This is a genomic window from Blattabacterium cuenoti, from assembly GCF_014251955.1.
Lineage (GTDB): Bacteria > Bacteroidota > Bacteroidia > Flavobacteriales > Blattabacteriaceae > Blattabacterium > Blattabacterium cuenoti_L.
In genome coordinates this window covers 561,883-588,782 of the sequence record NZ_CP059203.1, presented here as the reverse complement: position 1 = coordinate 588,782, position 26,900 = coordinate 561,883, and the positions used below count along the sequence as shown (strand labels likewise).

The window sequence follows — 26,900 nt, the reverse complement described above, 5'->3', positions numbered from 1 at the left end:
TGTACACTATTATTAATAAAAAACCTAGTTTAACCTTTTACTTTTATATATTATATGTTATATGTGCGGTTTTAAAATTATTTTTGAGTATTCTTGTTTTTTTTTATTTGATTATGAGAGACAATAATAACATTTCTAATATGTTTGTAACATTTATTAATTTTGTTTTTTCATATTTTTTTTTTCTTTTTTTTAAAACCATATTTTTGCTAAATTAAGAATGATTTTTTGAAAATTTTTCTTTTATGATCATTTCTATAGATTTATTTTCTATTTTGGAATTTAACCAGGAAATGATATCCAGATATAGAAAAGTTCTTTTTTCATAAGGGTGATCGGAATATTTAATTAATTTATCTCTTAATTTTTGAAATTGTTCTTTCATTTGATGTGGATAAAAAGATCCTAGGTTTTTGAAAAAGTGGATAATTTTTTTTTGGACAATGTATAAATCATCCATTTGAATAAAAAATTTGTATGCAGATTGTATTTTACGATCCATATTTTCATCTAATCCACTTTCATAACAAGAAATTAAATGCAAAAGTCTAGCAAAACATTGTAAATCTTTTCTTAAATTTTTTTCTTTATTTTCCATAATTTTTAGCAAATACCTAATGGTATTTTGATTATCTCCGCTTCCGAAATATAAACAGGCAATTTTATAATAAAGAACCATAATATAATGGGAATCTAAAAAAGTAGAAATTTGATTCAAATCTTTAAACAAAGAAGGGAGAATATTTTTTACTCCTTCAGAAAAGGTTCCTTCCATATAATGTTTATTAATTCGATTAGTATATTTATACATAAAAATTAATATTCTAGTATTTCCATTTAAAATAATACCTCCATTTTGGACTTCTTTTTCAAATTTTTCTAAAACATTTATGAATTTAGAATAATGATTCAAATAAAATAAAGTATTTAGTAAATAATGATATCCCTTTAAATAACTTACAGGAGCTATTTTTTTAGTTCTTACATGATTTTGAAACAACTCAACCCATTTGCAAGATGATCTATAACACATTATAAAATCTTGTCTAATAGAATGATACCAGACTTGAGCTTGATATAAAAATAATTTTTCATAAAAGCTAAGTTTAGATATATCAAATTTTGGAAGATTGGTACGAAAATATGTTTCTATAAATATTTTATCTTTTTCATTTCTTACATATCCAACTTTTAAATATAAACCGTATAATTCTAAAGATAAGCTAGATAAAGCATTATTACATTGAACTCTTTCAATTAATTCTTTAGATTCCAAGGATAATTCTACAGATTTAGAACAAATACTTCTGGTTATATGTTGAGATTCTATCATTTTTTCAAATTCTACTAATTCTAACAGAATCGTGTTTGATTCATTCCATATCGCTATGATTTTTGCTTTTTTTAAAAATTTTAAGCTTTGTATATAAAGACCTTTATTGTATAATATTTTAGCAAAATCTAAAAATTCATGGATCTGGATATCAGAATTTTTTATAGTATGTTGTTGTAATCTAATACTAGATAAAATTTGTTTATATAAATGAGCTTTCATATTAGATAATTGAATTTTTCTTATAAATGTATTTTCCAATATTTTTTTTTCTTGATAGAAATTCATTTTGCTCATTATCTCAAAAAGTTTTATAAACTTAGCGTTTTTGTTTTTTTTTATTCGATTTGCATAAAGCTTAAAATTTCTTTTTTCTGATTTTGACAAAGATTGAATTAATAGAAGAAGATGATCCAATTTACTATTTGACATTTTTATTTATTATTATTTTACATTGTAATATTTTAAATATATTCAATTTGATAAACAGAAAAATGTGAAATATTTGTAATTATTATACATTGTAAATATGAAAATAATTTTGTATGATCTTTTTTTTGTAAAAAATAGTTTTGAAATGGAATTCAAATAATCAATCTAATAGGATAGTATGGAAAAGAAAAAAATTTACATTTTTGACACAACGTTGCGTGATGGAGAACAAGTTCCAGGATGTAAACTAAATACTAAAGAAAAAGTAAAAATAGCTAAACAACTAGAATATTTGGGAGTAGATGTGATTGAAGCGGGGTTTCCAACTTCTAGTCCAGGAGATTATCAATCTGTTCAAGAAATTTGTAAATCCATTTCAAACCCTATTATTTGTGCTTTATCTAGAGCTGTTGAGAAAGATATAAAAATAGCAGGAAGTGCTTTAAAATACGCAAAAAGATCTAGAATTCATACTGGAATAGGAACTTCTGATTGTCATATTCTTTATAAATTTAATAGTACTCCAGAAAAAATTATAGAAAGAGCGATACAAGCTGTAAAATATGCAAAAAAATTTGTAGAAGATGTGGAGTTTTATGCGGAAGATGCAGGACGGACAAAAAACGATTTTTTGGCAAAAGTTTGTGAAGCTGTAATTAAATATGGAGCAACGGTTATTAATATTCCAGATACTACAGGGTATTGCTTACCAGAAGAATATGGAAAAAAAATTAGATATATCAAGGAAAATGTTAAAGGAATTCATAATATTACATTATCTACTCATTGTCACAATGATTTAGGATTGGCTACTGCAAATTCTTTATCTGGAATAATCAATGGGGCACAACAGGTAGAGTGCACTATTAATGGAATTGGGGAAAGAGCTGGAAATACTTCATTAGAAGAAATTGTTATGATCATCAAACAAAATTCTCGTTTGAATTTTTTTACAAATATAAAAACAAAGCTTATCTTTTCAACTAGTCATTTAGTTTCTGAATGCACAGGGATGAAAGTCCAATCTAATAAAGCAATTGTAGGGATTAACGCTTTTTCTCATTCATCAGGAATTCATCAAGATGGAGTAATAAAAAAAAGGGAAACTTATGAAAGTATTAATCCAGAAGATGTTGGAATCAATAACCACACTTCAATTGTTTTAACCGCTAGAAGTGGAAGAGCGGCTTTATCTTATCGTTATAAAAAATTAGGATTTTTTTTAAATAAAAACTCTTTAGAGTTAGTTTATTCTATTTTTTTAAAGTATGCTGATAAAAAGAAAGATATTTCTGATAAAGAATTAAGAATTCTTTTAGAAAAAGCCAATTTAAATAATAATAGATTGCAACACATGAGAAGAATAAATTTAAAACATGTCTAAGTCATTATTTGATAAAATTTGGGAATCACATACAGTAAAAATATTGGAAAATGGGGTTGATGTTCTTTACATTGATAGACATTATATTCATGAAGTTACAAGTCCTCAAGCTTTTTTAGAATTAGAAAAAAGAGGTTTTTCTGTTTTTCGACCAAAACAAATCATAGCGACTGTAGATCATAATGTTCCTACAATAAATCAACATTTACCCATTTCTGATCCTTTATCTAAAAAACAAATAGATTGCTTAATAAAAAATTGTAAAAAGTTTGGAATTACGTTATATGGACTTGGACATCAAAATCATGGAATCGTTCATGTTATTGGTCCTGAATTAGGTCTAACTTTACCGGGAATGACAATAGTTTGTGGAGATAGTCATACATCCACTCATGGAGCTTTTGGAAGTATTTCTTTTGGAATTGGAACTAGTCAAGTTTCTATGGTTATGGCAAGCCAATGTTTGTTGCTCTCTAAACCTAAACAAATGGAAATTCAATTAGAGGGGAATTTAAAAAAGGGAGTAACTCCAAAAGATGTTATTTTGTATATAATTTCAAAATTAGGAGTAGATGTGGGAATAGGACATTTTATAGAATATACGGGATCAATGATTAAAAATATGAGTATGGAAGGAAGAATGACAATTTGTAATATGAGTATTGAGATGGGAGCAAAAGGAGGATTAATAGCTCCGGATAAAATCACTTTTGATTACATTAAAAAATGTAAGTATTTAAAAAATGAAAAGGAATATCATAAAAATATGGAATATTGGGAGACTTTGAAGACAGATAAAAATACAGTTTTTGATAAGAAATATTTTCTTCATGCAGAAGATATAGAGCCAATGATCAGCTATGGAACAACTCCAGGAATGAGTATGAAAATTTCTGACCAGATTCCGAAATCACTTTCTGATGATGATAAAAGGTCTTTAAATTATATGGGATTTTATCCTGGAGAGTCATTAATAGGTAAAATCATCAGTTATATTTTTATAGGAAGTTGTACTAATTCTAGAATAGAAGATTTAAGATTAGTCGCATCCATAGTGAAAGGAAAAAAGAAGGCTAATCATGTAGTAAGAGTTATGGTGGTTCCTGGATCACAAAAAGTCATTCAACAAGCTAAAAAGGAAGGATTAGATAAAATTTTAATCGATGCTGGATTTGAATTCCGTCAACCAGGATGCTCTTCGTGTTTAGGAATGAATGAAGACAAAATTCCTATGGGAGAATATTGTGTTTCTACATCTAATAGAAATTTTGAAGGAAGACAAGGTCCAGGAGTTCGTACTTTACTTGTAAGTCCTTTGACAGCTTCTATTATCGCTATAGAAGGAAAAATTGTAGATGTAAAAAAATATTTATGAAAAAATTCACTGTGTTAACTAGCAGAGTTGTTCCCTTGTCCATGGTGGATGTAGATACAGATCAAATTATGCCAGCTCGTTTTTTGAAACAAACAAAACGTGAAGAATATGCAAAAAATCTTTTTAGAGATTGGCGTTATGAAAAAAATGGATCTTTAAAAAAAGATTTTATCTTAAATAATTCTATTTTTTCCGGAAAAATTCTTTTATCAGGAAGAAATTTTGGATGTGGATCTAGTCGTGAACATGCAGTATGGGGTATTTATGATTATGGATTTCAAGTAGTTATATCTAGTTTTTTTGCAGATCTTTTTAAAGAAAATGCCTTAAATAATGGATTGTTAGTTGTAGAAATTTCAGAATATTTTTTGAAAAAATTATTTGATATTATTATCAATCAACCATCTACAAATGTTAGAGTCAATTTAATAGAACAAGTTGTAACAATAGTAGAAACAGGAGAGTTTGAAAAATTCTATATTCATCCATACAAAAAAAATTGTTTTATAAATGGATCTGATGATATAGATTTTTTAGTTTCTCTTAAAGAAAAGATAAAGTCTTTTGAAAAGAGAAGATTGTTTTTTAATTTTTGATATATGAAAAAAAATGTAGTAGTCATAGAAGGAGATGGGATTGGCCCTGAAGTAATAAAACAAGCAATAAAAGTTTTGAATTCTATTGGAGAAAAATTTTGTCATAATTTTATGATTAAAAAAATGATAGCAGGATCTAAAGCTATAGAGAAATTTGGAAATCCTATGCCAAAAAAAACTATAGACAGTTGTTTAAAATCAGATGCCGTTTTATTTGGATCTATAGGAAATTCAAAATACGATCATTATCCAATAGGAATGAGACCGGAAGATGGTCTATTGAAACTTAGAAAAAAAATGGGGTTGTATTGTAATATACGTCCTATAATTCCTTATTCAAATATCGAGAAATCTCCTATCAAAAAAGAACGATTAAAAAAAGTTAATTTTTTGATATATAGAGAATTAACTGGTGGAATTTATTTTGGGGAAAAAGGTCGTTCTAAAAATGGAAAAGAAGCTTATGATTATTGTGTTTATTCCAAGAAAGAAATTGAAAGAATTGGAAAAATGGCTTTTCAAGCAGCACTTTCTCGTAAGAAAAAAATATCTTTAGTGGATAAAGCTAATGTTTTAGAAACTTCTAGATTATGGCGTGAAGTTATTAAGAAAATGTCATCAAATTATCCTGATGTATATTTAGAGTTTTTATATATAGACAATGCTGCTATGCAAATTATTCTAAATCCCAAAAAATTTGATGTTATTCTAACGGATAATATGTTTGGAGATATTCTTTCAGATGAAGCAAGTGTTATTACTAGTTCTTTGGGATTACTTCCATCAGCTTCTATTGGAAAAAATCAATCTCTGTTTGAACCAGTACATGGATCTTATCCCCAAGCAGAAGGAAAAAATATAGCAAATCCATTAGGATGTATTCTTTCAGCATCTATGATGTTAGAATATTTTGGAATGTACAAAGAAAAAATTCTTTTGGAAAAAGCAGTAAAAAGCTCTATTGAAGAAAAAATTTGTACATCTGATATAATAGATTCTTCTTTCGTAACCACTGAAGAAGTGGGAAATTATATAGAAAAATATATTAAGGATCATTAAAATTAAAACTAAAATTAGTATTATTATTTTCTATAATAGGAGTTTTTGGATCTAAAATTTCATAAATTCTATTCATTAGATGGGGAAGAAAGTTTTTTATATAATTTTTATACGAAATATTCATTTTTTTTTTATGAAAAAAAATTATAGGAGTTATTAACATAGAGTTTTCTCCTCCTTTTTCAGGAGAAACAATTCCAATAATTGGAGGTTTTTTTTTGTATCCTAAAAATTTAGAGGATTTAAACCATAAATAAACATAAATTAATAATTGCATAATATTTCCATGATTAGGGTTATGAAATATATTTTCAATTTTGTTCAAGTAAATATGAATATTTTTTAATTTTGTTGTTCCTATTTTATAATCAATAATACGTGTAATTCCATCACATTCATCTATACGATCTATAATTCCGTATAGATTTACTTTTTTTTGAAATCGAATGTCTAATTTTGTTGAAAGACTATATTCTAATTCTTTAATGACAATTTGATGACCTTTATGAACAAATTTTTCATCCCATAAAATAAAATTATTTATGTAAGTTTTTACAATTGAAAGTATTAACATTTTTTTTCCTTCCATAGAAGAAAGGAAAGTTTTTTGAGTTTCTAATAAAAATTTATTTGTAATAGATTCATAATTTTTTTTGATTGTATTTATGCAATCTATAGTTAATAAATGACCTTTAATAGGATTATATAAAATTTCCAATATTTTGTGTACTATTTTTCCTATTTTTTGTTTGAAAGAAATTTCTTCTATATTCTTTAATCCAATAATTTTTTTATAGTAAAACAGAAGTGGATTGCAATTATATAAATGAATCGAAGAAGGAGAAAATCCATGACTAGCAAGTTCATATAAACGTTGAATCATAGATTCCGTTTTTTTGATAACAAGGGGAGATCTTTTTGAAAAATTAATAAATGGAATATTTTCTTTTTTTTCAGTTGAAAAATCATAATTCATTTCTATTTGATGAATAAAACGGCTTTTTTCTCCAGAATTCAGTTCATCTGGTTGATTTTTGTATATCAAATAAACATTTTTCGATGTTTGCAAAATATTTCTAAAATGATGAAAATAGATTTCTTCATTTTCTTGAAAAATAGGAAGATTTAATTTTTTACGAATATCAAAGGGAATAAAAGTATTATATTTTTTTTTGTCTGGTGGAATAATTCCTTCGTTAACAGAAGTCATAATTGTTATTTCAAAATCTTCAAAAGATAATAGTGGATTCTTATCCATAAATCCTATCACAGGCAATAATCCTTTTTCTTTATGAGCATGAAGTTGTCTATATTGTATTTTTTCTGTATTTATAAATTGTTGATATATATTGAATACGTCTTTGATTCCAAAAAAACTATCTTCTGCTTTTCTGACTAGTATTTTTAGTTTTTTCATATAAACTTCTAATCTTGATAGAAATTTTAATTCTAACATATGTTTTTCTATTTTCAGAAAAAAAAAGTTTTTTAATAATTTTATGAAACTAATAATGCCAATAAGGCATTTTTTAGCACTATTAGTTTGTATTTGAAAAATAATTTCTAAATCGTTTTTTGATAAATATTTATGAATCATAGATTCAGATAGAAAATCTGAATTTTCAGTATTCAAATTTTCCATAATTAATGATAATTTTTTTTTCCAAAAAAAAATTTTTTGGATATATCCATCAAATAATATTCTCATAATATCTTTTTTATGAAATTTTTTAAATTTTTCTTTTCTTAAGAGTAATTGAAAAACTGAATAAAAAGTAGAATGAATAGGAAGATATTTGAATGGATAATTCATGATGGATAAATTAACTCCTATAATTTTTTTTAGAGAATGAAATAAAGGAATAGATAAATAATTATCTCCTAAGATTATAACTATTTGATGTGGTTTTTTTCCGTTTTTAATAAGTTTACAAATTAGTTTTTCTACAATAGAAACTTGTTCAAGTTCTTTAGAAACACTAATTATTTTTATCTGATTAAGTTTGAAATTGATAATTTCACTTATTGAAATTGGTTGGCATTTTTTTTTGATAAAAAAATCATAATAATTATCTTTTTTATTTTTATTATCATTAGATAAATGATCTATTATAATAGATTTTTGATTCAAATGAATCATTTGATTCATGAATTTTTTCTCATATTCATGAATCAAATGATATTTTGTCATCAAGAATACTATCTGTACATTTTTATTGTGGATTAAAAAATGTTTTAATCTAAAAAAAGAAATTCTAAAAAGCATTCCAGGATAAGCTTTTCCTTTTTTCAAAAGTTGATATTGAAGAATGTAGTAAGACTTATAAATTTCTTCCCAAAAGAAAAAATTTTTTTTTTCTTTTTCTAAAAGATTTGGATTCCAATCTTTTATTTTTTCTGTAGAAATGATATAAGAAAAAAAAGACTTTAACTGAATCAGATTCATATCCAAATCATGAAAATCATTCAAAATATTAGGAGCCCATTTTAAAAAATCATTGAAATTTTTTGCTAAAACACTGTTTTTTTTTTTAATATGTAGAAAAAAAACAAAAGAACATAATCTCTATGGGATAAAGATAATCCAGAAATTTTTTCTAGAAATTTCTCTATTGTAGAGATAACTACTTTCGTAGGAGGAGGAGTCTTGGAAAAACTGTTAAACTTTGTACTATATTTTTTTCTTATCTCTTCTATAAGACAATTATCAAATGATACTATTAGAAATTTTTTTTTGACATATTCCTTTTTTTTTCTTAAAAAAAGAAGATATTGAATTATTTGATCTATTTTATTTTTCACAATTCACAATCAATGATTTATTGAAAAAATTTTTTATGAAAAAAATCTTTTATTTTGATTTTATCTTGATCCATTTGCATTTTTAGATTTTGAAGTGTATTGAATCTTTTTTCTTCACGAATAATTTGAATGATCAATATCTCTATTTTTTTTCCATAAATATTTTTATGAAAATCAAATATATGAACTTCTATCTTTACTTTTTTATTTTTTCTTCTAATAGTAGGACATATTCCTATATTTAACATACCTTGATAAGTATTATGTAAATAATTAATTTTTACAGCATAGACTCCTTGTTTTGGAATTAATTTTTTTGGATCAACTTGAATATTAGCAGTGGGATAATTTAAAATTCTTCCGATTCCATTTCCTTTGATCACAAAACCAGATAAAGTATACGAGTATCCTAAAGCTTTATTCGCCCATTCTATATTTCCTTTGATAAGAGATTTACGGATATTAGTAGAACTTATAATTTTATTGTTAAATTTACAAGGATTTACTTGAAAAAGTTTAAATCCATAAATAGAAGAAAGTTTCCTTAAATGATGAGAAGATCCATCTCTATTCCTTCCAATATGGGAATCATATCCTGTAATAAATTGTTTAATTTTTAATTTAGAAGATACTATTTTTTGCAAAAAATCTTTTGTACTTAACTTTGAAAAATTGACAGTAAAAGGATGAATGATTAAATGCTCTATTCCTGTTTTTTTCAGGTTATAAATTCTTTCAGAAAGAGTATTTAAATAGAAAATTTTTTTGTTAGGCTCTAATATTTCTTTTGGATGTGGATGAAAAGTAATTAAAACTGAACAAAATAATTTCTCTTTTTTTGCTCTAAAAACTAAATTTTGAATGATTTTTTGATGACCTCTATGAACTCCATCAAAAACTCCAAGTGTAAATACACATGGGAGAAGAGAAGAAAATTCATCAATGAATGAATAAATTTTCAAAATTTTTTACCTTTTTTCTCTTACATTTACAAAGATAAATGATTTGCGTATACTCATAGAAAAAAAATCATATGCAGAAGAAAAAATTAAAGGGAAAAATAATTAAAATTATAGGCCCAGTCATAGATGTTTCTTTTAAAGAAATCTCTTTTCTTCCTAAAATATACGATGCATTAAAAGTTAATGATAATAATAATCAAAATAATAAAAAAAAGAAAATTGTACTAGAAGTACAGCAACATATTGGAGAATGTACTGTTCGTTGTATCTCTATGGAGACAACAGATGGATTACAAAGAGGGCAAGAAGTAGAAATTCTGTATGATGATGGTGGGGGGCCTATTAGGATGCCTGTAGGAGAATCTATTAATGGACGTGTATTTAATGTTCTGGGAGATAGTATAGATGGATTAGATGATTTATCTAGAGATAAATTAAAAACTAAACCTATTCATAAAATTCCTCCAAAACTTCAAGATTTATCTACAAAAACAGAGATATTATATACAGGAATTAAAGTCATTGATTTGATAGAGCCCTATCCAAAAGGAGGTAAAATTGGATTATTTGGAGGAGCTGGAGTGGGGAAAACTGTATTAATACAAGAATTAATTAATAATGTAGCAAAAGGACATGGAGGGCGTTCTGTATTTGCAGGAGTAGGAGAACGGACTAGAGAAGGAAATGATTTGTTAAGAGAGATGTTGGAATCTGGAATTATAAAATATGGGGATTTATTTATGAAATCAATGAAAAAAGGAAGTTGGGATCTAACTCAAGTAGATAAAGAAGTTCTCAAGGAATCTAAGGCCGCTTTTGTTTTTGGACAGATGAATGAACCTCCTGGAGCAAGAGCTAGAGTTGCTTTATCTGGATTAACATTAGCGGAGTATTATAGAGATCAGTCTACAACAAGTTTCAAAGGAGAAAAAAAAGGACAAGATGTCTTGTTTTTTATAGATAATATATTTAGATTTACTCAAGCAGGATCAGAAGTTTCAGCCTTGTTAGGAAGAATTCCTTCATCTGTTGGTTATCAACCCACTTTATCTTCGGAAATGGGATCTATGCAAGAAAGAATAACATCTACTCAAAGGGGGTCTATCACTTCTGTACAAGCTGTTTATGTTCCTGCAGATGATTTAACAGATCCAGCTACAGCTATTACATTTTCTCATTTGGATGCAACAACAGTTCTTTCAAGAAAAATAGCTTCTTTGGGAATTTACCCTGCAATTGATCCATTAGATTCTACTTCACGTATTTTATCTCCGGATATCATTCATAATGATCATTATGATTGTGCACAACGTGTTAAAGAAATTTTACAAAAATATAATTCTTTACAAGACATTATAGCTATTTTAGGGATAGAAGAACTGAGTGACGAAGATAAATTAATAGTTTGTCGTGCTAGACGTATTCAACGATTTTTATCTCAACCATTTCATGTAGCAAAACAGTTTACAGGGATTGAAGGTGAATTTGTAAAGATAGAAGATACAATTAAAGGATTTAATATGATAATGGATGGAAAATTGGATAATATTCCAGAAACAGCTTTTAATTTGAAAGGAACCATTGAACAAGTGATCGAAACTGGAAAAAAAATGTTATCAACATAAATAATAAAAAATAAAATTTTTAACAAAACAACATGAAGGTTACAATTATTAATTATGAAAAAGTTTTGTATCAAGATAGTGCAATAATATCTATGACAGTTCCTGGAATCAATGGATCTTTTCAAATATTGGAAAATCATGACTCTATGATATCTTTATTAGGAGTAGGATTCCTAAAATTATCTCATAATAATCATAAAAATTTTTTAATAAAAAAAATCAATGGAGGATTGTTGCAAGTCAAAAAAAATATTGTTATTGTCATTTTATAGATTATAGAATATTTTTTGAAGTTATAATTTTCATATGTTCTTTTCTATTTTTGAATATTTTTATTGCACTGAAAATAGCTTCTTCAAAAGAATTTTCATTAGCAATTCCTTTTTTGGCAATATCATATGCAACTCCATGATCGGGAGAAGTTCGTATCTGAGAAAGACCTGCAGTAAAATTTACTCCTTCATTAAATGTTAATGTTTTAAAAGGAATCAACCCTTGATCGTGATACATTGCTAAAACAGCATCAAAATTACGAAAACTATGATTTCCAAAAAATCCATCTGGGGAATAAGGACCAAAAACTAATAATTTTTTTTTTTGAAAAAAATAATCAACAGCTGGTTTAATTTTTGTTTTTTCTTCGTCTCCAATTAATCCATTTTCCCCTGAATGAGGATTGCATCCTAACACTGCAATTTTTGGTTTTTCTATAGCAAAATCGACTATTAAAGATTGATGTAAAATTTTTATAGATTTTATAATTTTTTTTAAAGTGAGTTCATAACTCACATTTTTCAATGGTAAATGATTCGTAACTAAAGCTATTTTTAAAGTATCATGAATCATGATCATTAATGATTCTCCTTCCAAAATATTTTGTAAATATTCGGTATGACCAAAAAAAGAAAATCCTTTAACATTCATACAATTTTTGTTTACTGGAGATGTTACAAGAACATCTATTTTTTCTTCTTTTAAAGCTTTTGCTGCTTTTTGTAAAGATAAAATAGGATATTTTCCTGAATCAGGATTCATTTTAATTGAATCAAATTGAATATCCTCTTTCCAAATATTTATAACATTGATTTTATAATCAACAACTTCTTTTAAATTTTTTATTTCTCGGATATTACTAACTTCAATATTTAGAATTTTTTTGTAATAATGACATAATTTTTTAGATCCAAATAATATTGGGGTAAAAAAATCTAGAAGTTTTTTTTTACGACATACCTTTAAAAATATTTCCATTCCTATTCCATTGATATCTCCAGTGGAGACTCCGACTTTAATTTTATTTTTCCTATTCATAGAACATGAATTTTTTTCAATTTTTAATTGAAATTATGTTTTTTATTATTAGATTAAAATTAATTTTTTTTTTATGTTTACTGGAGTTATAGAATGTACAACAAAAGTCCATAGATTATATCGTGAGAAAAACAATCTTTATATTACTTTTAATAATCCGTTTTTAGATAAAATAAAAATTAATCAAAGTATTTCTCATAATGGAATATGCTTCACCATAATAAATATAAATAATAATCAAAAAATTTATTCAGTCATTGCTTCTGAAGAAACTTTATATCGTACTAATTTAAATGCCTTAAAAATAAATGATGAAGTTAATTTAGAACGTGGAATGAAAATTAATGAAAGATTCAACGGACATATTGTACAAGGACATATAGATACAACAGCTAAAATAATTGAAATAGATAATAAAAATGGAAGTTGGATTTTTTCTTTTTCTTTTCATCATAAAAAAAAAAATTTAGATTATATAGTTGTAGAAAAAGGATCTATTGCCGTCAATGGAATCAGTTTAACTATAGTAAAATGTGCTAAATATGAATTTAGCACATCTGTTATTGCTTATACATATAAAAAAACAAATTTCCAATTTTTAAAAATTGGAGATATTGTGAATATAGAATTTGATATACTAGGAAAGTATATTAGTAAATATGTTGAAAAAAAATTATGAATGATAATTTATTTTAGGTTCTCCAGATAAGATATTTTCATTCGTATACTTTCTGTATGGATCAAATTGTTTAATAAATTTTTTTACAAGTTTTTCTACTTGAACTTTATACATTTTTTGATTTTTCCATGTTTTTTTGGGATTCAATATATTAGGAGATATTCCTGGACAAAATTTTGGAATTTTAAAATTAAAAATGGGATCCTTCTCATAAGGGACTTGAGATAAAGATCCATTTAAAGCAGATTGCACAAGTTTTCGTGTGTCTTTTAATTTAATACGAAATCCACCTGAAGAATCTTCTCCATATATAAATCCGGTATTCACCATCCACACACTGATTTTCGTTTTATCTAATTTATCTATTAACATATTAGTGTATTGAATAGGATGTAGAGGCATAAACGGAGCTCCAAAACAAGAAGAAAAAGTTGCTTGTGGTTTTTTTATATTAAATTCTGTTCCAGCTACTTTAGAAGTATATCCCAATAAAAAATAATAAGCAGATTGTGCTTTATTTAGTTTTGCTATAGGAGGTAATACTCCAAAAGCATCATAAGTTAGAAAAAAAATGTTTCTAATATTGGAAGATAATAATTTTGTTTCAATATTTTCTATAAAATTAATAGGATAACTAATTCGTATATTCTGTGTGATAGAATCATTAAAATAATCAACTTCTTTAGTTCCTTTTTTGAAGACTACATTTTCCAACATGGCCCCTTTTTTTATAGCATGATAAATCATAGGTTCTTTTTTTTTAGAAATTCCCAATATTTTTGCATAACAACCTCCTTCAAAATTAAAAACAATGTTGTCATATGTCCATCCATGTTCATCATCCCCTATTAATTTTCTATTTTTATCGCTGGAAATAGTCGTTTTTCCAGTTCCAGATAATCCAAAGAAAAGAGCAGTATCTTTTTGATGTATTCCTACATTTGCAGCACAATGCATAGGAAATACATTTTTATATGTAGGAAGTATGAAATTTAGAACAGAAAAAATGGATTTTTTTATTTCCCCTGTATATCCAGATCCACCAATTAATATAATTTTTTTGAAAAAATTTAATATAGAAAAATTTTTCTTTCGTGTTCCATCCGTTATTGGATTTGCATGAAATCCAGGAACGCATAATAATAACCAATCTGGAAGGATTTTACCAATTTTTGGAATCCTTAAAAAAAGATTATGTATAAATAGATCAGACCATGGATATTCACTAATAGAACGAATATTTAACTGATAACGTTTATCGGAACAAAGATACCCATCTCTTATATATAATGTTTTTCCAGATAAATAATTAACTACTTTTTGATACAAATTATCAAATTTTTTTGGATCAAATGATTGATTAAATTTTTCATCCCACCAAATTTTATTTTCTGTAATGTTATCTCTAACAATAAATCTATCTTTAGGAGATCTTCCAGTAAATAACCCAGTATTAACCGCTAATACTCCAGATTTTGTTTCGATTCCCATTCCATTTTGAATAACTAAATTTTGTAATTTATCAGGAGATAATTGACAATAATTTGAAGAATTCAGGATTCCGTAATTTTCTAGAGAAAGAGAACTCATAATATTTTATTGAATTTCTATGCAATACAAATTTATATATGATTTATAAAAGTTTACTAATTTTGTACCATAAAAAAAACAAAAACTATAGATCCTATGTCTGATATTGCATCAAGAGTTAATGCTCTTATCGTAGAAAAATTGAGTGTAGAAGAAAATGAAATTCTTCCAATAGCTAGCTTTACTAATGATTTAGGTGCAGATTCCTTAGATATAGTGGAACTTATTATGGAATTCGAAAAAGAATTTAATATTAGTATTTCTGATGAAAAAGCAGAAAAAATCACTACTGTAGGTGAAGCTATACAGGCAATAGAAGATCTTTTAAATGAGAAAAAAAAGATGAATAAAGAGGGTGAAACTGGTTTTTTTGAGAATGATTCTAATAATAAATCATAGAAATAATCAATAAAGACTGATTGATTATTTCTACTTATTTATTATATAATAGTAGTAGGTATGGAGGAATTAAAAAGAGTAGTCGTTACTGGAATTGGTTCTATAAATCCAATAGGAAATAATATAGAGGAATATTGGATATCACTTATTAGTGGAAAAAGTGGAGCTGCTCCTATTACATATTTTGATACAAAAAAATATAAAACTAAATTCGCTTGTGAATTAAAAAATTATGATCCGAGTATTTTTTTTAATAAAAAAGAAAGAAAAAAATTGGATCCGTGTGCTCAATATGGAATTTTAGCTTCTTCAGAAGCTGTTAAAAATAGTGGTATAAATTTTTCTAAAGAGAAAAAAGAACGAATAGGTGTCATTTGGGCTTCTGGAATAGGAGGTCTTTTAAATTTAGAAAAATCTATTTCAGATTACGTAAACGGAGGAAGATATCCTAGATTTAGTCCATTTTTTATTCCTAAAATGCTCATAGATATTACAGCTGGATTTATTTCTATGAATTATGGACTTCATGGCCCCAATTATGCAACTGTATCAGCTTGTGCTTCATCATCTAATGCAATAGTAGATGCTTATCATTTAATATGTTTGGGAAAGGCAGATATCATGGTTACTGGTGGTTCTGAAGCTGCTATCACACAAAGCGGAGTAGGAGGATTTAATGCTTTGCATGCATTATCAACTAGAAATGAGGATTATAAAACAGCTTCACGACCTTTTGATAAGGATAGAGATGGATTTGTTTTAGGAGAAGGAGCTGGAAGTCTTATTCTTGAAGAATATCAACATGCTAAAGAAAGAGGAGCTACTATTTATGCAGAAATAGGAGGAGTAGGAATGTCTGGAGATGCTTATCATATTACGGCCCCTCATCCAGAAGGAAAAGGGGTCATTTTAGCAATGAAAGCAGCGATTAAAGATGCTGGAATTGAATCTTCCGAAGTCGATCACATTAATTCTCATGGAACTTCCACTATTTTAGGAGATCTTGCGGAAGTAAGAGCTATTCAAGAAGTTTTTCATGAGAATGTATATCATATTGATATTAATTCTACCAAATCTATGACAGGACATTTATTAGGAGCATCAGGAGCAATAGAAGCCATTGCTTCTATACTTCCTTTAACAAAAAAAATTATCCCACCAACTATTAATTTATTTCATATAGATGAAAATATAGATCCAAAAATTAGTTTTACACCAAATAAAGCTAGGAAAAGAGAAGTTAAAATTAGTATATGTAATACTTTTGGTTTTGGAGGACACAACGTTTGTATTTTATTTAAGAAAATAGATGTTATCTGATAACATTACTTTTCATCAAAAATATGATGAAGATGATGATTCTATTTTAGTTAGTAAACTAAAAAATATATTGGGTTTTTGTCCTAACAATCTTCAATTTTTAAAAAAAGTATTTATCCATAGTTTTTCAACAAAAAAAAGAAATTTTAATCAAAATTATTATTTTGATTTTCAAAGATTAGAATTTTTGGGAGATGCTGTATTAAATTCCATCATTTCACATTTTTTATGTGAAAAACTTCCTGGAAAAAAAGAAGGAGAATTAACTCAAGTAAGATCTAAAATCGTGTGTAGAAGAAATTTAAATGAAATTTCTAGAAAGCTAACTCTTACCGATATTTTTTTTAAAAAAGAAAATACAATTATGTCGGATAATATATTAGGAAATATCCTTGAAGCTTTAATAGGATTTATTTATTTAGAAATAGGGTATAAAGGTTGTAAAGATTTTGTCTATAAAAAAATATTGCATTCTCATGTTAATGTTGCAAAATTACAAAAGGAGATTTTTAGTTATAAAGTATGGATTATAGAATGGTCTCAAAAAAACAAATTTTTTATAAATTTTAACACTTTTAGAGAAGAAAAAGGAATTTCAAAAAAAAATAAACATGTCATTACCTATTTGTCTGAATTTACCGTATTTAAATACGGAATTAAAACAAAAGGAAGAGGTCCATCAAAAAAGAAATCAGAAGAAATTGCAGCAAAAAAAGCCTATTTTTTAATTCAAGAAAAATATAAAAAAACAACTTAATAATATTTGTCTATCAATCAAAGAAAATAAAAACATATGATTTTATGTATTAATAAAAAAAAAAAGGATTCCTATATAGAAAAAGGAAAAGGTCATCCTTTGATATTACTTCATGGATTAATGGGAGGATTAAGTAATTTTAATGCTCTTTTAGATTTTTTTCCAAAAAAAGGATATCAAGTGATTATTCCTTCCCTTCCATTTTATAATATGCCTTTATTTCTTACAAATATTTATAGTTTATCTAAATATGTAACTCAATTATTGATAGAAATAGGCGTTGAAAAAGCTACATTAATAGGAAATTCTCTTGGAGGACATATTGCTTTAATAATAGCAAAAAAAAGACTAGATTTAGTTCATTCTGTTGTTCTTACAGGAAGTTCAGGATTATTTGAAAAATCGTTTGGATATGCTTTTCCGAAAAGAGAAAATTACGAATATATTAAAAAAAAATCACAGGAAGTCTTTTATGATCCTAAAATTGCTACTAAAAAATTAGTAGATGAAGTTTTTCACATTGTGAACGATAAAAAAAAAGGAATTAAAACTTTGTATCTTGCAAGAAGCGCTATGAAATATAATATGTCCAAAGATTTGTCTCTTATTCAACAGCCTATTTGTTTAATTTGGGGAAAACAAGATCATATAACACCTCCAGAAGTTGCAGAGGAATTTCATAAATTACTTCCTCATTCAGAATTACATTGGATCGATAAATGCGGACATGTTCCTATGATGGAACATCCAAAAAAATTCATAGAAATATTAGAAAAATGGCTTTCTCAATTGGATAAAAAAAACCATGAAAATTTTTTCTGCACAATTTGAAAAAAGTACAGTTAAATCAAATCAATTTTTTTTTTCTGACTTTCCTGAATATGTTTTTGCTGGACGTTCTAATGTAGGAAAATCTAGTTTGATTAATTTTATTACTAATAGAAAAAAACTTGCAAAAGTTTCTTCACATCCAGGAAGAACACAATTTATTAATTATTTTTTAATCAACCATCAATGGTATTTGATAGATTTACCTGGATATGGATATTCTATTATCAAAAATAGAAAAAAAGAAACACAAAAATTAATCACAGACTATATTTCTTTTTTTAAAAAAAATTTAACCTGTTTGTTCTTATTGATAGATTGTAGAATTTCTGTGCAAAAAATAGACATAGATTTTATGAAAAAATTAAAAGCATTTGGAATTCATTTTTGTATTATTTTTACAAAAATAGATAAATTGAATCAAAAAACTCTTAATCAAAATATTTTTTTATGTCAAAAAAAAATTGAAAAACAAATTTTTTCAATTCCAAAATATTTTAAAGTTTCTGTCAAAGAAAAATCTGGAAAAGATAAAATTATTCATTTAATTGAAAAATTCAATAAAATTTATGAGAACCAATTTTATAGAAAAAAACTAATGATTCCCAATTCATAAGATTTTAATCCAAATCCAAAAATAGTTCCTTTGCATACAGAAGATAAAAACGATTTTTTTCTAAAGGATTCCCTTGAATGAAGATTAGAAATATGAACTTCTATAACTGGAGCTGGAATTGATTTAATAGCATCAGCAATCCCTAAAGATGTATGAGTATAAGCGCCTGCATTGATTACAATTCCATGAACTTGAAATCCAATAACATGTAAAATATCTATAATTTTCCCTTCGTGATTGCTTTGATGATAAGTAATATCTATATTGCAAAAAAGTTTTTTTTTTTCAAATTTTTCAAAAAATCTACAAAACTTTCAGTTCCATATAATTCTGGTTCTCTTTTTCCTAATAAATTTAAATTAGGGCCATTAATAATGCTTATTTTTTTCATGAATTATGTTATTTATTTCTTTTTTACTTAAAAAACACCAACATCCTACTTTCAGATTTCTTTTAGTCAACCCTCCAAAATTAACTCTATCCAGTTGTATTACTTGATAAGTGAGTTTTTTAAAAATACGTCTAATTATTCTATTCCATCCTATGTGTAATCCTATTGTTATTCTATTTTTTGTGTTTCCTCTGTAGATAAAATCTATTTGAACTCTTCCTTCATGAAGATATATTTTTCCTTTTTTAATTTTATCAATATCTTGATCTTGAACTTCTTTATTTAATAAAACATGATAGATTTTTTTTAGATTATATTTTGGATGAGTTAATTTTTCAGTTACATACCCATCGTTTGTAAGAAGTAATACTCCTGTCGTTGAACGATCAAGTCTTCCTACAGGATAAATTCTATAATTAAAGAAAAAACTTGTAGGAATTAAATTCATAACTGTTTTTCTTTCATATTGATCCTGTGTAGAAGTAATAAAACCTTTTGGTTTGTTAAGAAGTATATATATTTTTTTTTTATTTTTTATCCTATGTCCATGGAATTTTATAACATCATTTACGTGAACCATGGTCCCTAATTTTGAAACGGATTTTCCATTAACTTCTATAATTCCTGATTGAATCAGTTGATCAGATTTTCTTCTTGAAGAAATTCCTGAATTCGATAAATAATGATTTAATCGTATAAAACCATCTTTTTTTTTATTCATTATCAATGTTTTAAAACCTAAAAAGAACTTCTGTTGTATATTTTTTTAGTTTTTCTTTAGATAAATCATAATTTGGAGTAAATACTAATATGAACCCTCCTCCTCCAGAACCACATAGTTTTAGATAATGGAGATTCGTGAAAAGTCCTTCTTCCCATATTTTCCAAAAATTTTTTGGGATCATCGGTCGAAAATGATGAAAAACCCAAGAAGAAAGTAATTTTACGTATTTTAGGAGAACCTGAAAATCTCCTTGAAGAAAAGTTTCAATACATTTTTCATTGTATTTTAGAAATTCTTCTTTCAATATTTTTTTAAATTTATCATGTTTTAATTTTCCGAAAAAAAATTTTATCATAGATGATGTTCTAGTAGGTATTCCAGAATTTAGTAAAAAAATAGCTCCTTTTCCTTTTATTATTTTGTCAGGAATTCTTGTAGTAGAAATATTCGTTTCGGAACGAATGAGTAAAGGAAGATTTAAGTAACAAATTAAAGGGTCTATTCCAGAACTCTTTCCGTGGAAAAAAGATTCCATTTGACTGAATATTTTTTTTAAACTTATTCCGTGTTTTTTTACACATTTTTTTAATTTATTTATAGCATATTTTTCATAAATAGCGGCAACTAGCGCCCCTGAACTTCCAATTCCATATCCTTGAGGAATGTTTGAATAAAAAGAAATTCCTTTTTGAATATCTTCATCTAATTTTATAAGATCTAATGAGGCTAAATTTTTTCTTTTTTTTTCTAAAAAAAATAAAAATTTAGAATATTTTTTTAATTCTAAATTAGAGTAAAAAAACTCTTTACTATTACAAGTAGATTGGAATTTTAAAGTCCCTTGATAAGAATCATGAGGAATGGAAAGACCACTAGAATTTTCCAGTATTCCATATTCTCCAAATAAAAGAACTTTAGCATGAAATAAAGATTGTTTCATTTTTCCTTTCCTTTTTTATAAGGAAACAAATTTAGTTTAATTAAAACGAAACTAATTATTTTTTTAAACGTGAATCAATTTTGTTAATAAACAAAAAAATTAATTTCGTAATTTTTCTTTCTTCTAACTTAGAAAAAAATCAACAAAAACGATGAAAATAGCCGTATATGGACAAAAATTTGTAAAGAAAAATATACCATACCTAAATCAGTTAATAGGCTATGTATCAAATTATTCAATAGAAATTTATATTGAAAAATCATTTTTTAATGTTTTATCTTCTTTTGAAGAATTTAGAAATTTGAATTTTCCAGTTTTTTCTCATTACAAAGAATTAACGAAAGATTTCAGTTTAATGTTTACTTTTGGAGGAGATGGGACCATATTATCTGCCATCACACTCATTAGAGATTCAGGAATTCCTATAGTTGGAGTAAATACAGGAAATTTAGGATTTTTAGCCACTTTCAACAAAGATGTTTTTATCAAAAAAATAGATCAAATTTTTAATCGAAAACTTCATTTAATTCCTCGTAGTTTATTATGGTTAGAGACCTCAATCGTAAATCATGATCTATTTTTTAATTTTGCGTTAAATGAAATAGTAATCTTTCGTAAAGAAACAGTTTCTATGATCACTATCGATGCTTACATTGATAATGAATTTTTAACATCTTATTGGTCAGATGGATTAATTATATCTACCCCAACCGGTTCTACCGGATATTCTTTAAGTTGTGGGGGGCCAATTATTACTCCAGATAATCAAAATTTTGTTCTTACTCCTATATCTCCACATAATTTATTTTCACGACCATTAATCATTTCAGATCATCAAAAAGTGCATTTAAAAATACATAGTCGTGTTAAATCTTATTCATTATCTCTGGATACAAGACTTACTTCTTTGAATAAAGAGAATGAATTATACATCAAAAAAGCTCCTTTTTATATATATTTAATTCAAGAAGAAAAACAAACTTATTATAAAACTTTACGAGAAAAATTATTATGGGGAATGGATCAAAGAAATTAAAAAAATAAAAACAATCTAATCTATCTTTATTTTTTCTTTTCTTTAAATCTGTAATAAAAATTTTATAATATATTTGTTCTTAAGATTAGTAACGATGTATTATGATTTTATGGAAAATTTATTAGAAAAAATAGATTACAGGAATATTCCTCATCATGTAGCTATTATCATGGATGGAAATGGACGTTGGGCTGAAAAAAGAGGAAAATTAAGGACATTTGGTCATGGAAACGCAATTCAATCTGTAAGGGAAACTATAACTGTAGGAAAAGAATTAGGAATTCCCTATATCACTTTATATGTTTTTTCTTCAGAAAATTGGAATCGTCCTAAAAAAGAAATAGATAATTTGATGCATTTATTTCATGTTCATTTAAAAAATCATTTAGAAGAAATACATGAAAATAATGTAAAAATTATTCCCATAGGGGAAATAGAAAAATTTTCTGAACTTATTCAAAATGAATTAATTTTTTTTAGAAAAAAAACAAAACATAATAGATCAGGAACCTTAATTTTAGCCTTAAGTTATGGAGGAAGAGAAGAAATTCTAAGAGCTGCAAAAAATATTGCTAAAAAAGTTCATATTGGACATTTATCATTAAAAGATGTGACTCATTCTTCTTTTCAAAATCATTTATATACTAACGATATCCCAGATGTAGATCTTATAATTAGAACTAGTGGAGAACAACGTCTTAGCAATTTTTTACTTTGGCAATCCGCTTATGCAGAACTTTATTTCACAAACGTATTATGGCCAGATTTTCGTAAAAAAGATTTTTTTGAAGCTATAATAAATTATCAAAAAAGAAAACGTCGATTTGGAAGAGTTGTATAAAAAAACTAATAAACTAACTAACTGACTAGAGTATTATTTTTATGAAAAAAAATATAATATTTTTCTTTCTATTGTTAATGATGATGCATTTTTCATTTTCTAAAAATTCTAAAAAAACTAGAGATTGGATTCATACAACAAAAAAAAATTCTTTCGTTGTAAAAAACATTCAAATAATAGGAAAAACAAAATATGATCCTATTTTTATTTCAAATTTATCTCGTATTTTTCCTGGAAATAAAATTGATCTTCCTGGTAAAGAAATAGATCATGCCATTAAAAAGTTATGGGAAAGTAATCTGTTTAAAACAATATCTATTTATAAGAAACATAGAGTTTCATCATCAAAAAATAATGAAATTGATTTATTTTTTGATTTAGAAGATTCAATCGAAATTCATAAAATAAACATTAAAGGAACTGGAACAACACAATTTAATACTGTTCAACAAATCCATAAGGAAAAGGAAGATAAAAAAATCTCATATGATTTGATTCAATCTATTCATAATGAAATTGAAGATTATTATCTTAAAAAAGGATATAAAGAAATTTCTATAAAAAAAGAGATTATTCCTTGTAATAATAAGAATATTTTAAATATATCTGTAGAAAAAGGAAAAAAAATTTGGATAGAAAATATTTTTTTTGATGGAAATAAAATTCTAAATCCAAAAATATTACTTAATCTTATGGTTAAGACTAGAAAAAAATTCTATATTCCTATAATAGAAAAACCCTTTTTTTTTGTATATGAAAATATAAAAGATGATTTAAAAAATATTAAAGATAAATATCTATCAATGGGATTTTTAGATATTCAAGTTATTTTAGATTCTATATGGAAAGAAGAATCTGGTAATTACAGCATAAAAATCAAAGTGATTGAAGGAGAAAAATATTATCTAGGAAATGTTAATTTTGTAGGAAATACTGTTTTTAAAACAGATCTTTTGAGGAAAATCTTTCTTTATAAAGAAGGTGATGTTTATGACAAAATTGGAATTAATAATAATATTGCAAATGCAACTTATGCATCTAGTATTATTTCAAACTATTTGGATTTAGGATATTTTTTTGTAAAAATTATTCCTGTAGAAACAAAAATAGATAATAAGAATCAAATTCATTTAGAAATAAAAATAGAAGAAAATAATCCAGTATATATAAACAAAGTCAATATATCAGGAAATACAATAACCAAAGATCATGTCATTCGACGTGAGTTAACCACTTATCCAGGAGATATTTTTTCTCCTAGAAAAATTAAATCTAGTTTACTTCGTTTAGTGAATTTAAATCTATTTGATAATAATAAAATAAATACATCTATTAGTCGATCTAATAAAGATAATGATCGTGTAAATATAGAATGGCGTGTAGTTGAAAAAGGATCCAATCAAATCCAATTACATGGAGGATATGAAAAAGGAAAACTTATTGGAAATTTTAAATTAAGTTTTGGAAATTTTTCTATTGGAAATTTTTATAAATTAAAATATTGGAAACCTATTCCTCAAGGAGATGGACAAAAATTGTTGTTATTTAGTCAATTTGGAAAAGATAAGAAATTTTATGGAATTTCTTTTACAGAACCTTGGATAGAAAAAACAACTCCCACATCTATTACTTTTGAAATTAATTTTTTAAAGAAGAAAATAAAAAACGATGAATCCTTTTATTTTTCCACCAAAAAATTTAACTCTGAAACAGAAAAACATGAAGTTTTCTTAGAAAAAATAGGAGCTTCTATTCATTTAAATAAATTTTTAACTTTTTTGGACCCCTATTCTAAAATAGGATTATCTATAGATTATGATAAGTTTGTTTACAACAAAAATTTAGATTCGGATCATAAGGAGAGGTTTTTCCAATTTAATAACTTAAGCTATTTAATTTCTTTGAAAAGATTTTATGGAGAACCAGACTTAATTTATCCTATTAATGGATCAAAAATACAGGTAAATACCATTTTTACTCTTCCTTATTCTATTATTTTTAATTATGATGATGAAAATAAATTTGATTGGATGGAATTTTTTAAATTTAAAATTACTTCTTTTTGGTATAAAAAAATTATAGATCAAATGGTGGTTAAAATTGGTGGGGAATTTGGAATGTTAGGAAAATATAATCATGCAAAAAAATTATTTCCATTTCAAAAATTTTATATGGGTGGAACTGCGTTAAAGTTAGAAGATAGAGATCATATTCCGTTGAGAGGATATTCCTCTCCTCATATGAGGAATAATCATCTAGAGTCTTCTATCACTCCCAATGATGGAGGAATTATTTATAATAAATCTATTTTTGAAATTCGTTATTTGATTAAAACGTTTTCTTCTAATATATCCAAATTTTGGACTTTTGTATTTATAGAAGGAGGAAGTATTAGTGATTCTTATAAAAAATTTAATCCATTATTTAAAATGAATAAATCTTTTGGATTTGGATTTCGTATTTATTTTTCTCCAATAGGATTTTTTGGAATAGATTTTGGATATCCCATAAATAAGGAAAAAAATCATTTTTTAAAATCAAAATGGAAAACACATTTTATTGTAGGTAAAGATTGATGAAAATGAATAATAAATATAATAAATTTAAATTTTAAAAAATTTTTGTATGAAAAAAAACACGATTTTTTATTGTCTATTATTTTTTATCTTTTTTGGTGTCTTTTGTATAAAAGGATATTCTAAAGAATGTAGTCAAAAAATTGTTTGTCTTAACAGTACGATTATTATAGAAAAAATGCCTGAATTTTCTATTGCTCAGAAAGAATTAGAAAAATTAACTAAAAATCATGAAAATGCGTTGGAAAAATTAGCAAAGGAATTTCATAAAAAAGCGGAAAAATTTCAGAAAAATAAAAATCCAATTCTTAAAAAAGAATTAGAAATATTACAAGCCAGAGCTCATGCATATCAAAAAACCGCTGCAGATGACTTATCTAAAAAACAAAATAAATTGTTCAATCCTCTGTATAAAAAAATAGAAAATGCTATTAATAGAGTAATGGAAAGAAATAAAACTATTATCCGTGTTGATGATTGTAGTCCTGGAAAAGGAGTTTTAGTTAATAAAGGAATAGATCTTACAGAGGAAGTAAGAAAAGAATTAGGAATTTGATTAATAATTAATTTATATTATAAAAATAAAGTGGTATCTCCCGGAATCGAACCGGGGACACAAGGATTTTCAGTCCTTTGCTCTACCAACTGAGCTAAGATACCAACTATAATAATATACAACATACATCCCATAATACATAACATAACATACATAGATGATGTTATGATGTTGGTAGTAGTAGTATTTCAATAAAATACAAAAATACAATAAAAGTAAGAAGGAATCATCTGAAAAATTTCGTAAAAATATTTTTTTTATTATTAGTGTTTTCTTTTTTTTCATGTACTACAGAAAAAAAAGTTTTAATCAAATTGAAAAAAAATAGGAAAGAACTCCCTCATAGGATTTTGACTCGTACAAGTATTTTATATAAAGAAGATGGAATTCCTATATTTTTTATTTATTCTCCAGTTGTGGAAGAATATTCTATTTATACTTTGTTTCCAAAAGGAGTAAAATTATTTTTTTATGAAAAAACAAATCCAAATAAATATATTTATCTCACTGCAGATTGGATAAAATTAACTAAAAAAATATTTTATCATATTAAAGGAAATATTATAATTATAAGTCCTAATGGAGATTTTTTGAAAACAAATGAAATCTTTTGGAATAAAAAAGACAAAAAAATATTTAATAATAAGTATACAATTATCCATTATTCTAATGGAACTATATTACATGCAATGAATGGATTGGAAGCATCTGATGATTTAAAAAATATTAGGTTAAAAAATATTAGTGGAATTCTCTCTATATAAAAAA

24 protein-coding genes, 1 tRNA gene and 1 pseudogene are annotated in these 26,900 nt (G+C 25.5%); 17 read left to right on the top strand and 9 right to left on the bottom strand.

The features are described 5' to 3' along the window. Positions 1-214: 214 nt before the first annotated feature. The gene (locus H0H53_RS02790; protein WP_185870468.1) at positions 215-1,765 is read right to left on the bottom strand and encodes a hypothetical protein; all 1,551 of its coding nucleotides are present in this window, start codon (positions 1,763-1,765) and stop codon (positions 215-217) included. A gap of 178 nt (positions 1,766-1,943) precedes the next feature. On the opposite strand from H0H53_RS02790, the gene H0H53_RS02785 reads away from it, so the two are divergent. Genes H0H53_RS02785 through leuB form a run of 4 tightly spaced genes read left to right on the top strand, consistent with a single transcriptional unit; the run spans position 1,944 to position 6,179 of the window. Then, positions 1,944-3,149, top strand: coding sequence for a 2-isopropylmalate synthase (locus H0H53_RS02785; protein WP_185870467.1), 1,206 nt, complete (start codon positions 1,944-1,946; stop codon positions 3,147-3,149). Further along, positions 3,142-4,524 (top strand): 3-isopropylmalate dehydratase large subunit, encoded by a 1,383-nt coding sequence (gene leuC / locus H0H53_RS02780; protein WP_185870466.1) that lies wholly within the window; start codon positions 3,142-3,144, stop codon positions 4,522-4,524. The genes H0H53_RS02785 and leuC overlap by 8 nt, the downstream gene beginning before the upstream one ends. Continuing rightward, a complete protein-coding gene (leuD, locus tag H0H53_RS02775) occupies positions 4,521-5,120 on the top strand; it encodes a 3-isopropylmalate dehydratase small subunit (RefSeq protein WP_185870465.1) in 600 nt (199 codons plus the stop codon). Before leuC ends, leuD begins: the two co-directional genes overlap by 4 nt. Before the next feature lie 3 nt (positions 5,121-5,123). Then, a complete protein-coding gene (leuB, locus tag H0H53_RS02770; protein ID WP_185870464.1) occupies positions 5,124-6,179 on the top strand; it encodes a 3-isopropylmalate dehydrogenase in 1,056 nt (351 codons plus the stop codon). Here the strand turns inward: leuB and H0H53_RS02765 are convergent. Both H0H53_RS02765 and H0H53_RS02760 read right to left on the bottom strand, forming a co-directional pair. Next, positions 6,166-8,649 carry a PD-(D/E)XK nuclease family protein gene (locus H0H53_RS02765; RefSeq protein WP_238784262.1) on the bottom strand — a complete coding sequence of 828 codons (2,484 nt, stop codon included), beginning with the start codon at positions 8,647-8,649 and terminating at the stop codon, positions 6,166-6,168. The genes leuB and H0H53_RS02765 overlap by 14 nt on opposite strands. Before the next feature lie 349 nt (positions 8,650-8,998). Then, positions 8,999-9,943: a bifunctional riboflavin kinase/FAD synthetase gene (locus tag H0H53_RS02760; RefSeq protein ID WP_185870463.1), complete on the bottom strand. Its 945-nt coding sequence runs from the start codon at positions 9,941-9,943 to the stop codon at positions 8,999-9,001. A 71-nt stretch (positions 9,944-10,014) separates the two neighbouring features. Between H0H53_RS02760 and atpD the strand changes: the two genes are divergently transcribed. Together atpD and H0H53_RS02750 are read left to right on the top strand one after the other, a co-directional pair. After that, positions 10,015-11,568 (top strand): F0F1 ATP synthase subunit beta, encoded by a 1,554-nt coding sequence (gene atpD, locus H0H53_RS02755; RefSeq protein WP_185870462.1) that lies wholly within the window; start codon positions 10,015-10,017, stop codon positions 11,566-11,568. Positions 11,569-11,600: 32 nt separating this feature from the next. After that, complete coding sequence (locus tag H0H53_RS02750; protein WP_185870461.1) at positions 11,601-11,840, top strand: F0F1 ATP synthase subunit epsilon; 240 nt, start codon at positions 11,601-11,603, stop codon at positions 11,838-11,840. Between the two features lies 1 nt (position 11,841). On the opposite strand, the gene pdxA is transcribed toward H0H53_RS02750, so the two are convergent. Further along, entirely contained in the window at positions 11,842-12,879 is a 1,038-nt protein-coding gene (gene pdxA / locus H0H53_RS02745; protein ID WP_185870460.1) for a 4-hydroxythreonine-4-phosphate dehydrogenase PdxA, read from the bottom strand. Between the two features lie 73 nt (positions 12,880-12,952). On the opposite strand from pdxA, the gene H0H53_RS02740 reads away from it, so the two are divergent. Continuing rightward, on the top strand, positions 12,953-13,558 hold the full coding sequence (locus tag H0H53_RS02740) for a riboflavin synthase (protein ID WP_185870459.1): 606 nt from the start codon (positions 12,953-12,955) through the stop codon (positions 13,556-13,558). Here H0H53_RS02740 and H0H53_RS02735 read toward each other — a convergent pair. Next, positions 13,553-15,148 carry a phosphoenolpyruvate carboxykinase (ATP) gene (locus H0H53_RS02735; RefSeq protein ID WP_185870458.1) on the bottom strand — a complete coding sequence of 532 codons (1,596 nt, stop codon included), beginning with the start codon at positions 15,146-15,148 and terminating at the stop codon, positions 13,553-13,555. The genes H0H53_RS02740 and H0H53_RS02735 overlap by 6 nt on opposite strands. A gap of 96 nt (positions 15,149-15,244) precedes the next feature. Here H0H53_RS02735 and H0H53_RS02730 point away from each other — a divergent pair, with 96 nt between their 5' ends. From H0H53_RS02730 to yihA, 5 genes are read left to right on the top strand one after another with little or no spacing between them, the layout of a single operon-like run. Next, positions 15,245-15,547, top strand: coding sequence for an acyl carrier protein (locus H0H53_RS02730; RefSeq protein WP_185870457.1), 303 nt, complete (start codon positions 15,245-15,247; stop codon positions 15,545-15,547). 60 nt (positions 15,548-15,607) lie between these two features. After that, entirely contained in the window at positions 15,608-16,867 is a 1,260-nt protein-coding gene (fabF, locus tag H0H53_RS02725) for a beta-ketoacyl-ACP synthase II (RefSeq protein ID WP_185870456.1), read from the top strand. Then, complete coding sequence (locus tag H0H53_RS02720; RefSeq protein ID WP_185870455.1) at positions 16,857-17,624, top strand: ribonuclease III family protein; 768 nt, start codon at positions 16,857-16,859, stop codon at positions 17,622-17,624. Before fabF ends, H0H53_RS02720 begins: the two co-directional genes overlap by 11 nt. Before the next feature lie 36 nt (positions 17,625-17,660). Beyond that, entirely contained in the window at positions 17,661-18,455 is a 795-nt protein-coding gene (locus tag H0H53_RS02715; RefSeq protein WP_185870454.1) for an alpha/beta fold hydrolase, read from the top strand. Continuing rightward, positions 18,430-19,068, top strand: a complete 639-nt coding sequence (yihA, locus tag H0H53_RS02710) for a ribosome biogenesis GTP-binding protein YihA/YsxC (protein ID WP_185870453.1) — start codon at positions 18,430-18,432, stop codon at positions 19,066-19,068. The genes H0H53_RS02715 and yihA overlap by 26 nt, the downstream gene beginning before the upstream one ends. Here yihA and aroQ read toward each other — a convergent pair. The 3 genes and pseudogenes from aroQ to H0H53_RS02695 form a co-directional block, all read right to left on the bottom strand. Beyond that, a pseudogene (aroQ, locus tag H0H53_RS02705) lies at positions 19,035-19,459 on the bottom strand (type II 3-dehydroquinate dehydratase). The gene yihA and the pseudogene aroQ overlap by 34 nt on opposite strands. Next, the gene (locus tag H0H53_RS02700) at positions 19,437-20,180 is read right to left on the bottom strand and encodes a pseudouridine synthase (protein ID WP_185870452.1); all 744 of its coding nucleotides are present in this window, start codon (positions 20,178-20,180) and stop codon (positions 19,437-19,439) included. The pseudogene aroQ and the gene H0H53_RS02700 overlap by 23 nt, the downstream one beginning before the upstream one ends. 10 nt (positions 20,181-20,190) lie before the next feature. Beyond that, positions 20,191-21,123, bottom strand: coding sequence for a mevalonate kinase family protein (locus H0H53_RS02695; RefSeq protein WP_185870451.1), 933 nt, complete (start codon positions 21,121-21,123; stop codon positions 20,191-20,193). A gap of 151 nt (positions 21,124-21,274) precedes the next feature. Between H0H53_RS02695 and H0H53_RS02690 the strand changes: the two genes are divergently transcribed. The 4 genes from H0H53_RS02690 to H0H53_RS02675 all read left to right on the top strand — a co-directional run bounded on the left by H0H53_RS02690 (position 21,275) and on the right by H0H53_RS02675 (position 26,132). Continuing rightward, positions 21,275-22,159, top strand: coding sequence for an NAD kinase (locus tag H0H53_RS02690; RefSeq protein ID WP_185870450.1), 885 nt, complete (start codon positions 21,275-21,277; stop codon positions 22,157-22,159). Positions 22,160-22,268: 109 nt separating this feature from the next. Beyond that, entirely contained in the window at positions 22,269-23,000 is a 732-nt protein-coding gene (locus tag H0H53_RS02685; RefSeq protein ID WP_185870449.1) for an isoprenyl transferase, read from the top strand. Positions 23,001-23,041: 41 nt separating this feature from the next. Then, positions 23,042-25,576 (top strand): BamA/OMP85 family outer membrane protein, encoded by a 2,535-nt coding sequence (locus tag H0H53_RS02680; RefSeq protein ID WP_185870448.1) that lies wholly within the window; start codon positions 23,042-23,044, stop codon positions 25,574-25,576. A 49-nt stretch (positions 25,577-25,625) separates the two neighbouring features. After that, a complete protein-coding gene (locus H0H53_RS02675) occupies positions 25,626-26,132 on the top strand; it encodes an OmpH family outer membrane protein (protein WP_185870447.1) in 507 nt (168 codons plus the stop codon). 31 nt (positions 26,133-26,163) lie between these two features. Here H0H53_RS02675 and H0H53_RS02670 read toward each other — a convergent pair. Next, positions 26,164-26,236 (bottom strand) — tRNA-Phe (locus H0H53_RS02670). 210 nt (positions 26,237-26,446) lie between these two features. Here H0H53_RS02670 and H0H53_RS02665 point away from each other — a divergent pair. Beyond that, positions 26,447-26,896 carry an LptA/OstA family protein gene (locus H0H53_RS02665; RefSeq protein ID WP_238784261.1) on the top strand — a complete coding sequence of 150 codons (450 nt, stop codon included), beginning with the start codon at positions 26,447-26,449 and terminating at the stop codon, positions 26,894-26,896. Positions 26,897-26,900: the final 4 nt, after the last annotated feature.

Excerpts from the sequence above, each read along its gene's own strand:
- fabF (WP_185870456.1), top strand. The coding sequence starts at position 15,608 with ATGGAGGAATTAAAAAGAGTAGTCGTTACTGGAATTGGTTCTATAAAT.
- H0H53_RS02690 (WP_185870450.1), top strand. The coding sequence starts at position 21,275 with ATGAAAATAGCCGTATATGGACAAAAATTTGTAAAGAAAAATATACCA.
- H0H53_RS02700 (WP_185870452.1), bottom strand. The coding sequence starts at position 20,180 with ATGAATAAAAAAAAAGATGGTTTTATACGATTAAATCATTATTTATCG.
- H0H53_RS02730 (WP_185870457.1), top strand. The coding sequence starts at position 15,245 with ATGTCTGATATTGCATCAAGAGTTAATGCTCTTATCGTAGAAAAATTG.
- pdxA (WP_185870460.1), bottom strand. The coding sequence starts at position 12,879 with ATGAATAGGAAAAATAAAATTAAAGTCGGAGTCTCCACTGGAGATATC.
- H0H53_RS02750 (WP_185870461.1), top strand. The coding sequence starts at position 11,601 with ATGAAGGTTACAATTATTAATTATGAAAAAGTTTTGTATCAAGATAGT.
- H0H53_RS02680 (WP_185870448.1), top strand. The coding sequence starts at position 23,042 with ATGAAAAAAAATATAATATTTTTCTTTCTATTGTTAATGATGATGCAT.
- atpD (WP_185870462.1), top strand. The coding sequence starts at position 10,015 with ATGCAGAAGAAAAAATTAAAGGGAAAAATAATTAAAATTATAGGCCCA.
- H0H53_RS02785 (WP_185870467.1), top strand. The coding sequence starts at position 1,944 with ATGGAAAAGAAAAAAATTTACATTTTTGACACAACGTTGCGTGATGGA.
- yihA (WP_185870453.1), top strand. The coding sequence starts at position 18,430 with ATGAAAATTTTTTCTGCACAATTTGAAAAAAGTACAGTTAAATCAAAT.
- H0H53_RS02675 (WP_185870447.1), top strand. The coding sequence starts at position 25,626 with ATGAAAAAAAACACGATTTTTTATTGTCTATTATTTTTTATCTTTTTT.
- H0H53_RS02790 (WP_185870468.1), bottom strand. The coding sequence starts at position 1,765 with ATGTCAAATAGTAAATTGGATCATCTTCTTCTATTAATTCAATCTTTG.
- H0H53_RS02740 (WP_185870459.1), top strand. The coding sequence starts at position 12,953 with ATGTTTACTGGAGTTATAGAATGTACAACAAAAGTCCATAGATTATAT.
- H0H53_RS02695 (WP_185870451.1), bottom strand. The coding sequence starts at position 21,123 with ATGAAACAATCTTTATTTCATGCTAAAGTTCTTTTATTTGGAGAATAT.
- leuC (WP_185870466.1), top strand. The coding sequence starts at position 3,142 with ATGTCTAAGTCATTATTTGATAAAATTTGGGAATCACATACAGTAAAA.
- H0H53_RS02715 (WP_185870454.1), top strand. The coding sequence starts at position 17,661 with ATGATTTTATGTATTAATAAAAAAAAAAAGGATTCCTATATAGAAAAA.
- H0H53_RS02720 (WP_185870455.1), top strand. The coding sequence starts at position 16,857 with ATGTTATCTGATAACATTACTTTTCATCAAAAATATGATGAAGATGAT.
- leuD (WP_185870465.1), top strand. The coding sequence starts at position 4,521 with ATGAAAAAATTCACTGTGTTAACTAGCAGAGTTGTTCCCTTGTCCATG.
- H0H53_RS02735 (WP_185870458.1), bottom strand. The coding sequence starts at position 15,148 with ATGAGTTCTCTTTCTCTAGAAAATTACGGAATCCTGAATTCTTCAAAT.
- H0H53_RS02685 (WP_185870449.1), top strand. The coding sequence starts at position 22,269 with ATGGAAAATTTATTAGAAAAAATAGATTACAGGAATATTCCTCATCAT.
- leuB (WP_185870464.1), top strand. The coding sequence starts at position 5,124 with ATGAAAAAAAATGTAGTAGTCATAGAAGGAGATGGGATTGGCCCTGAA.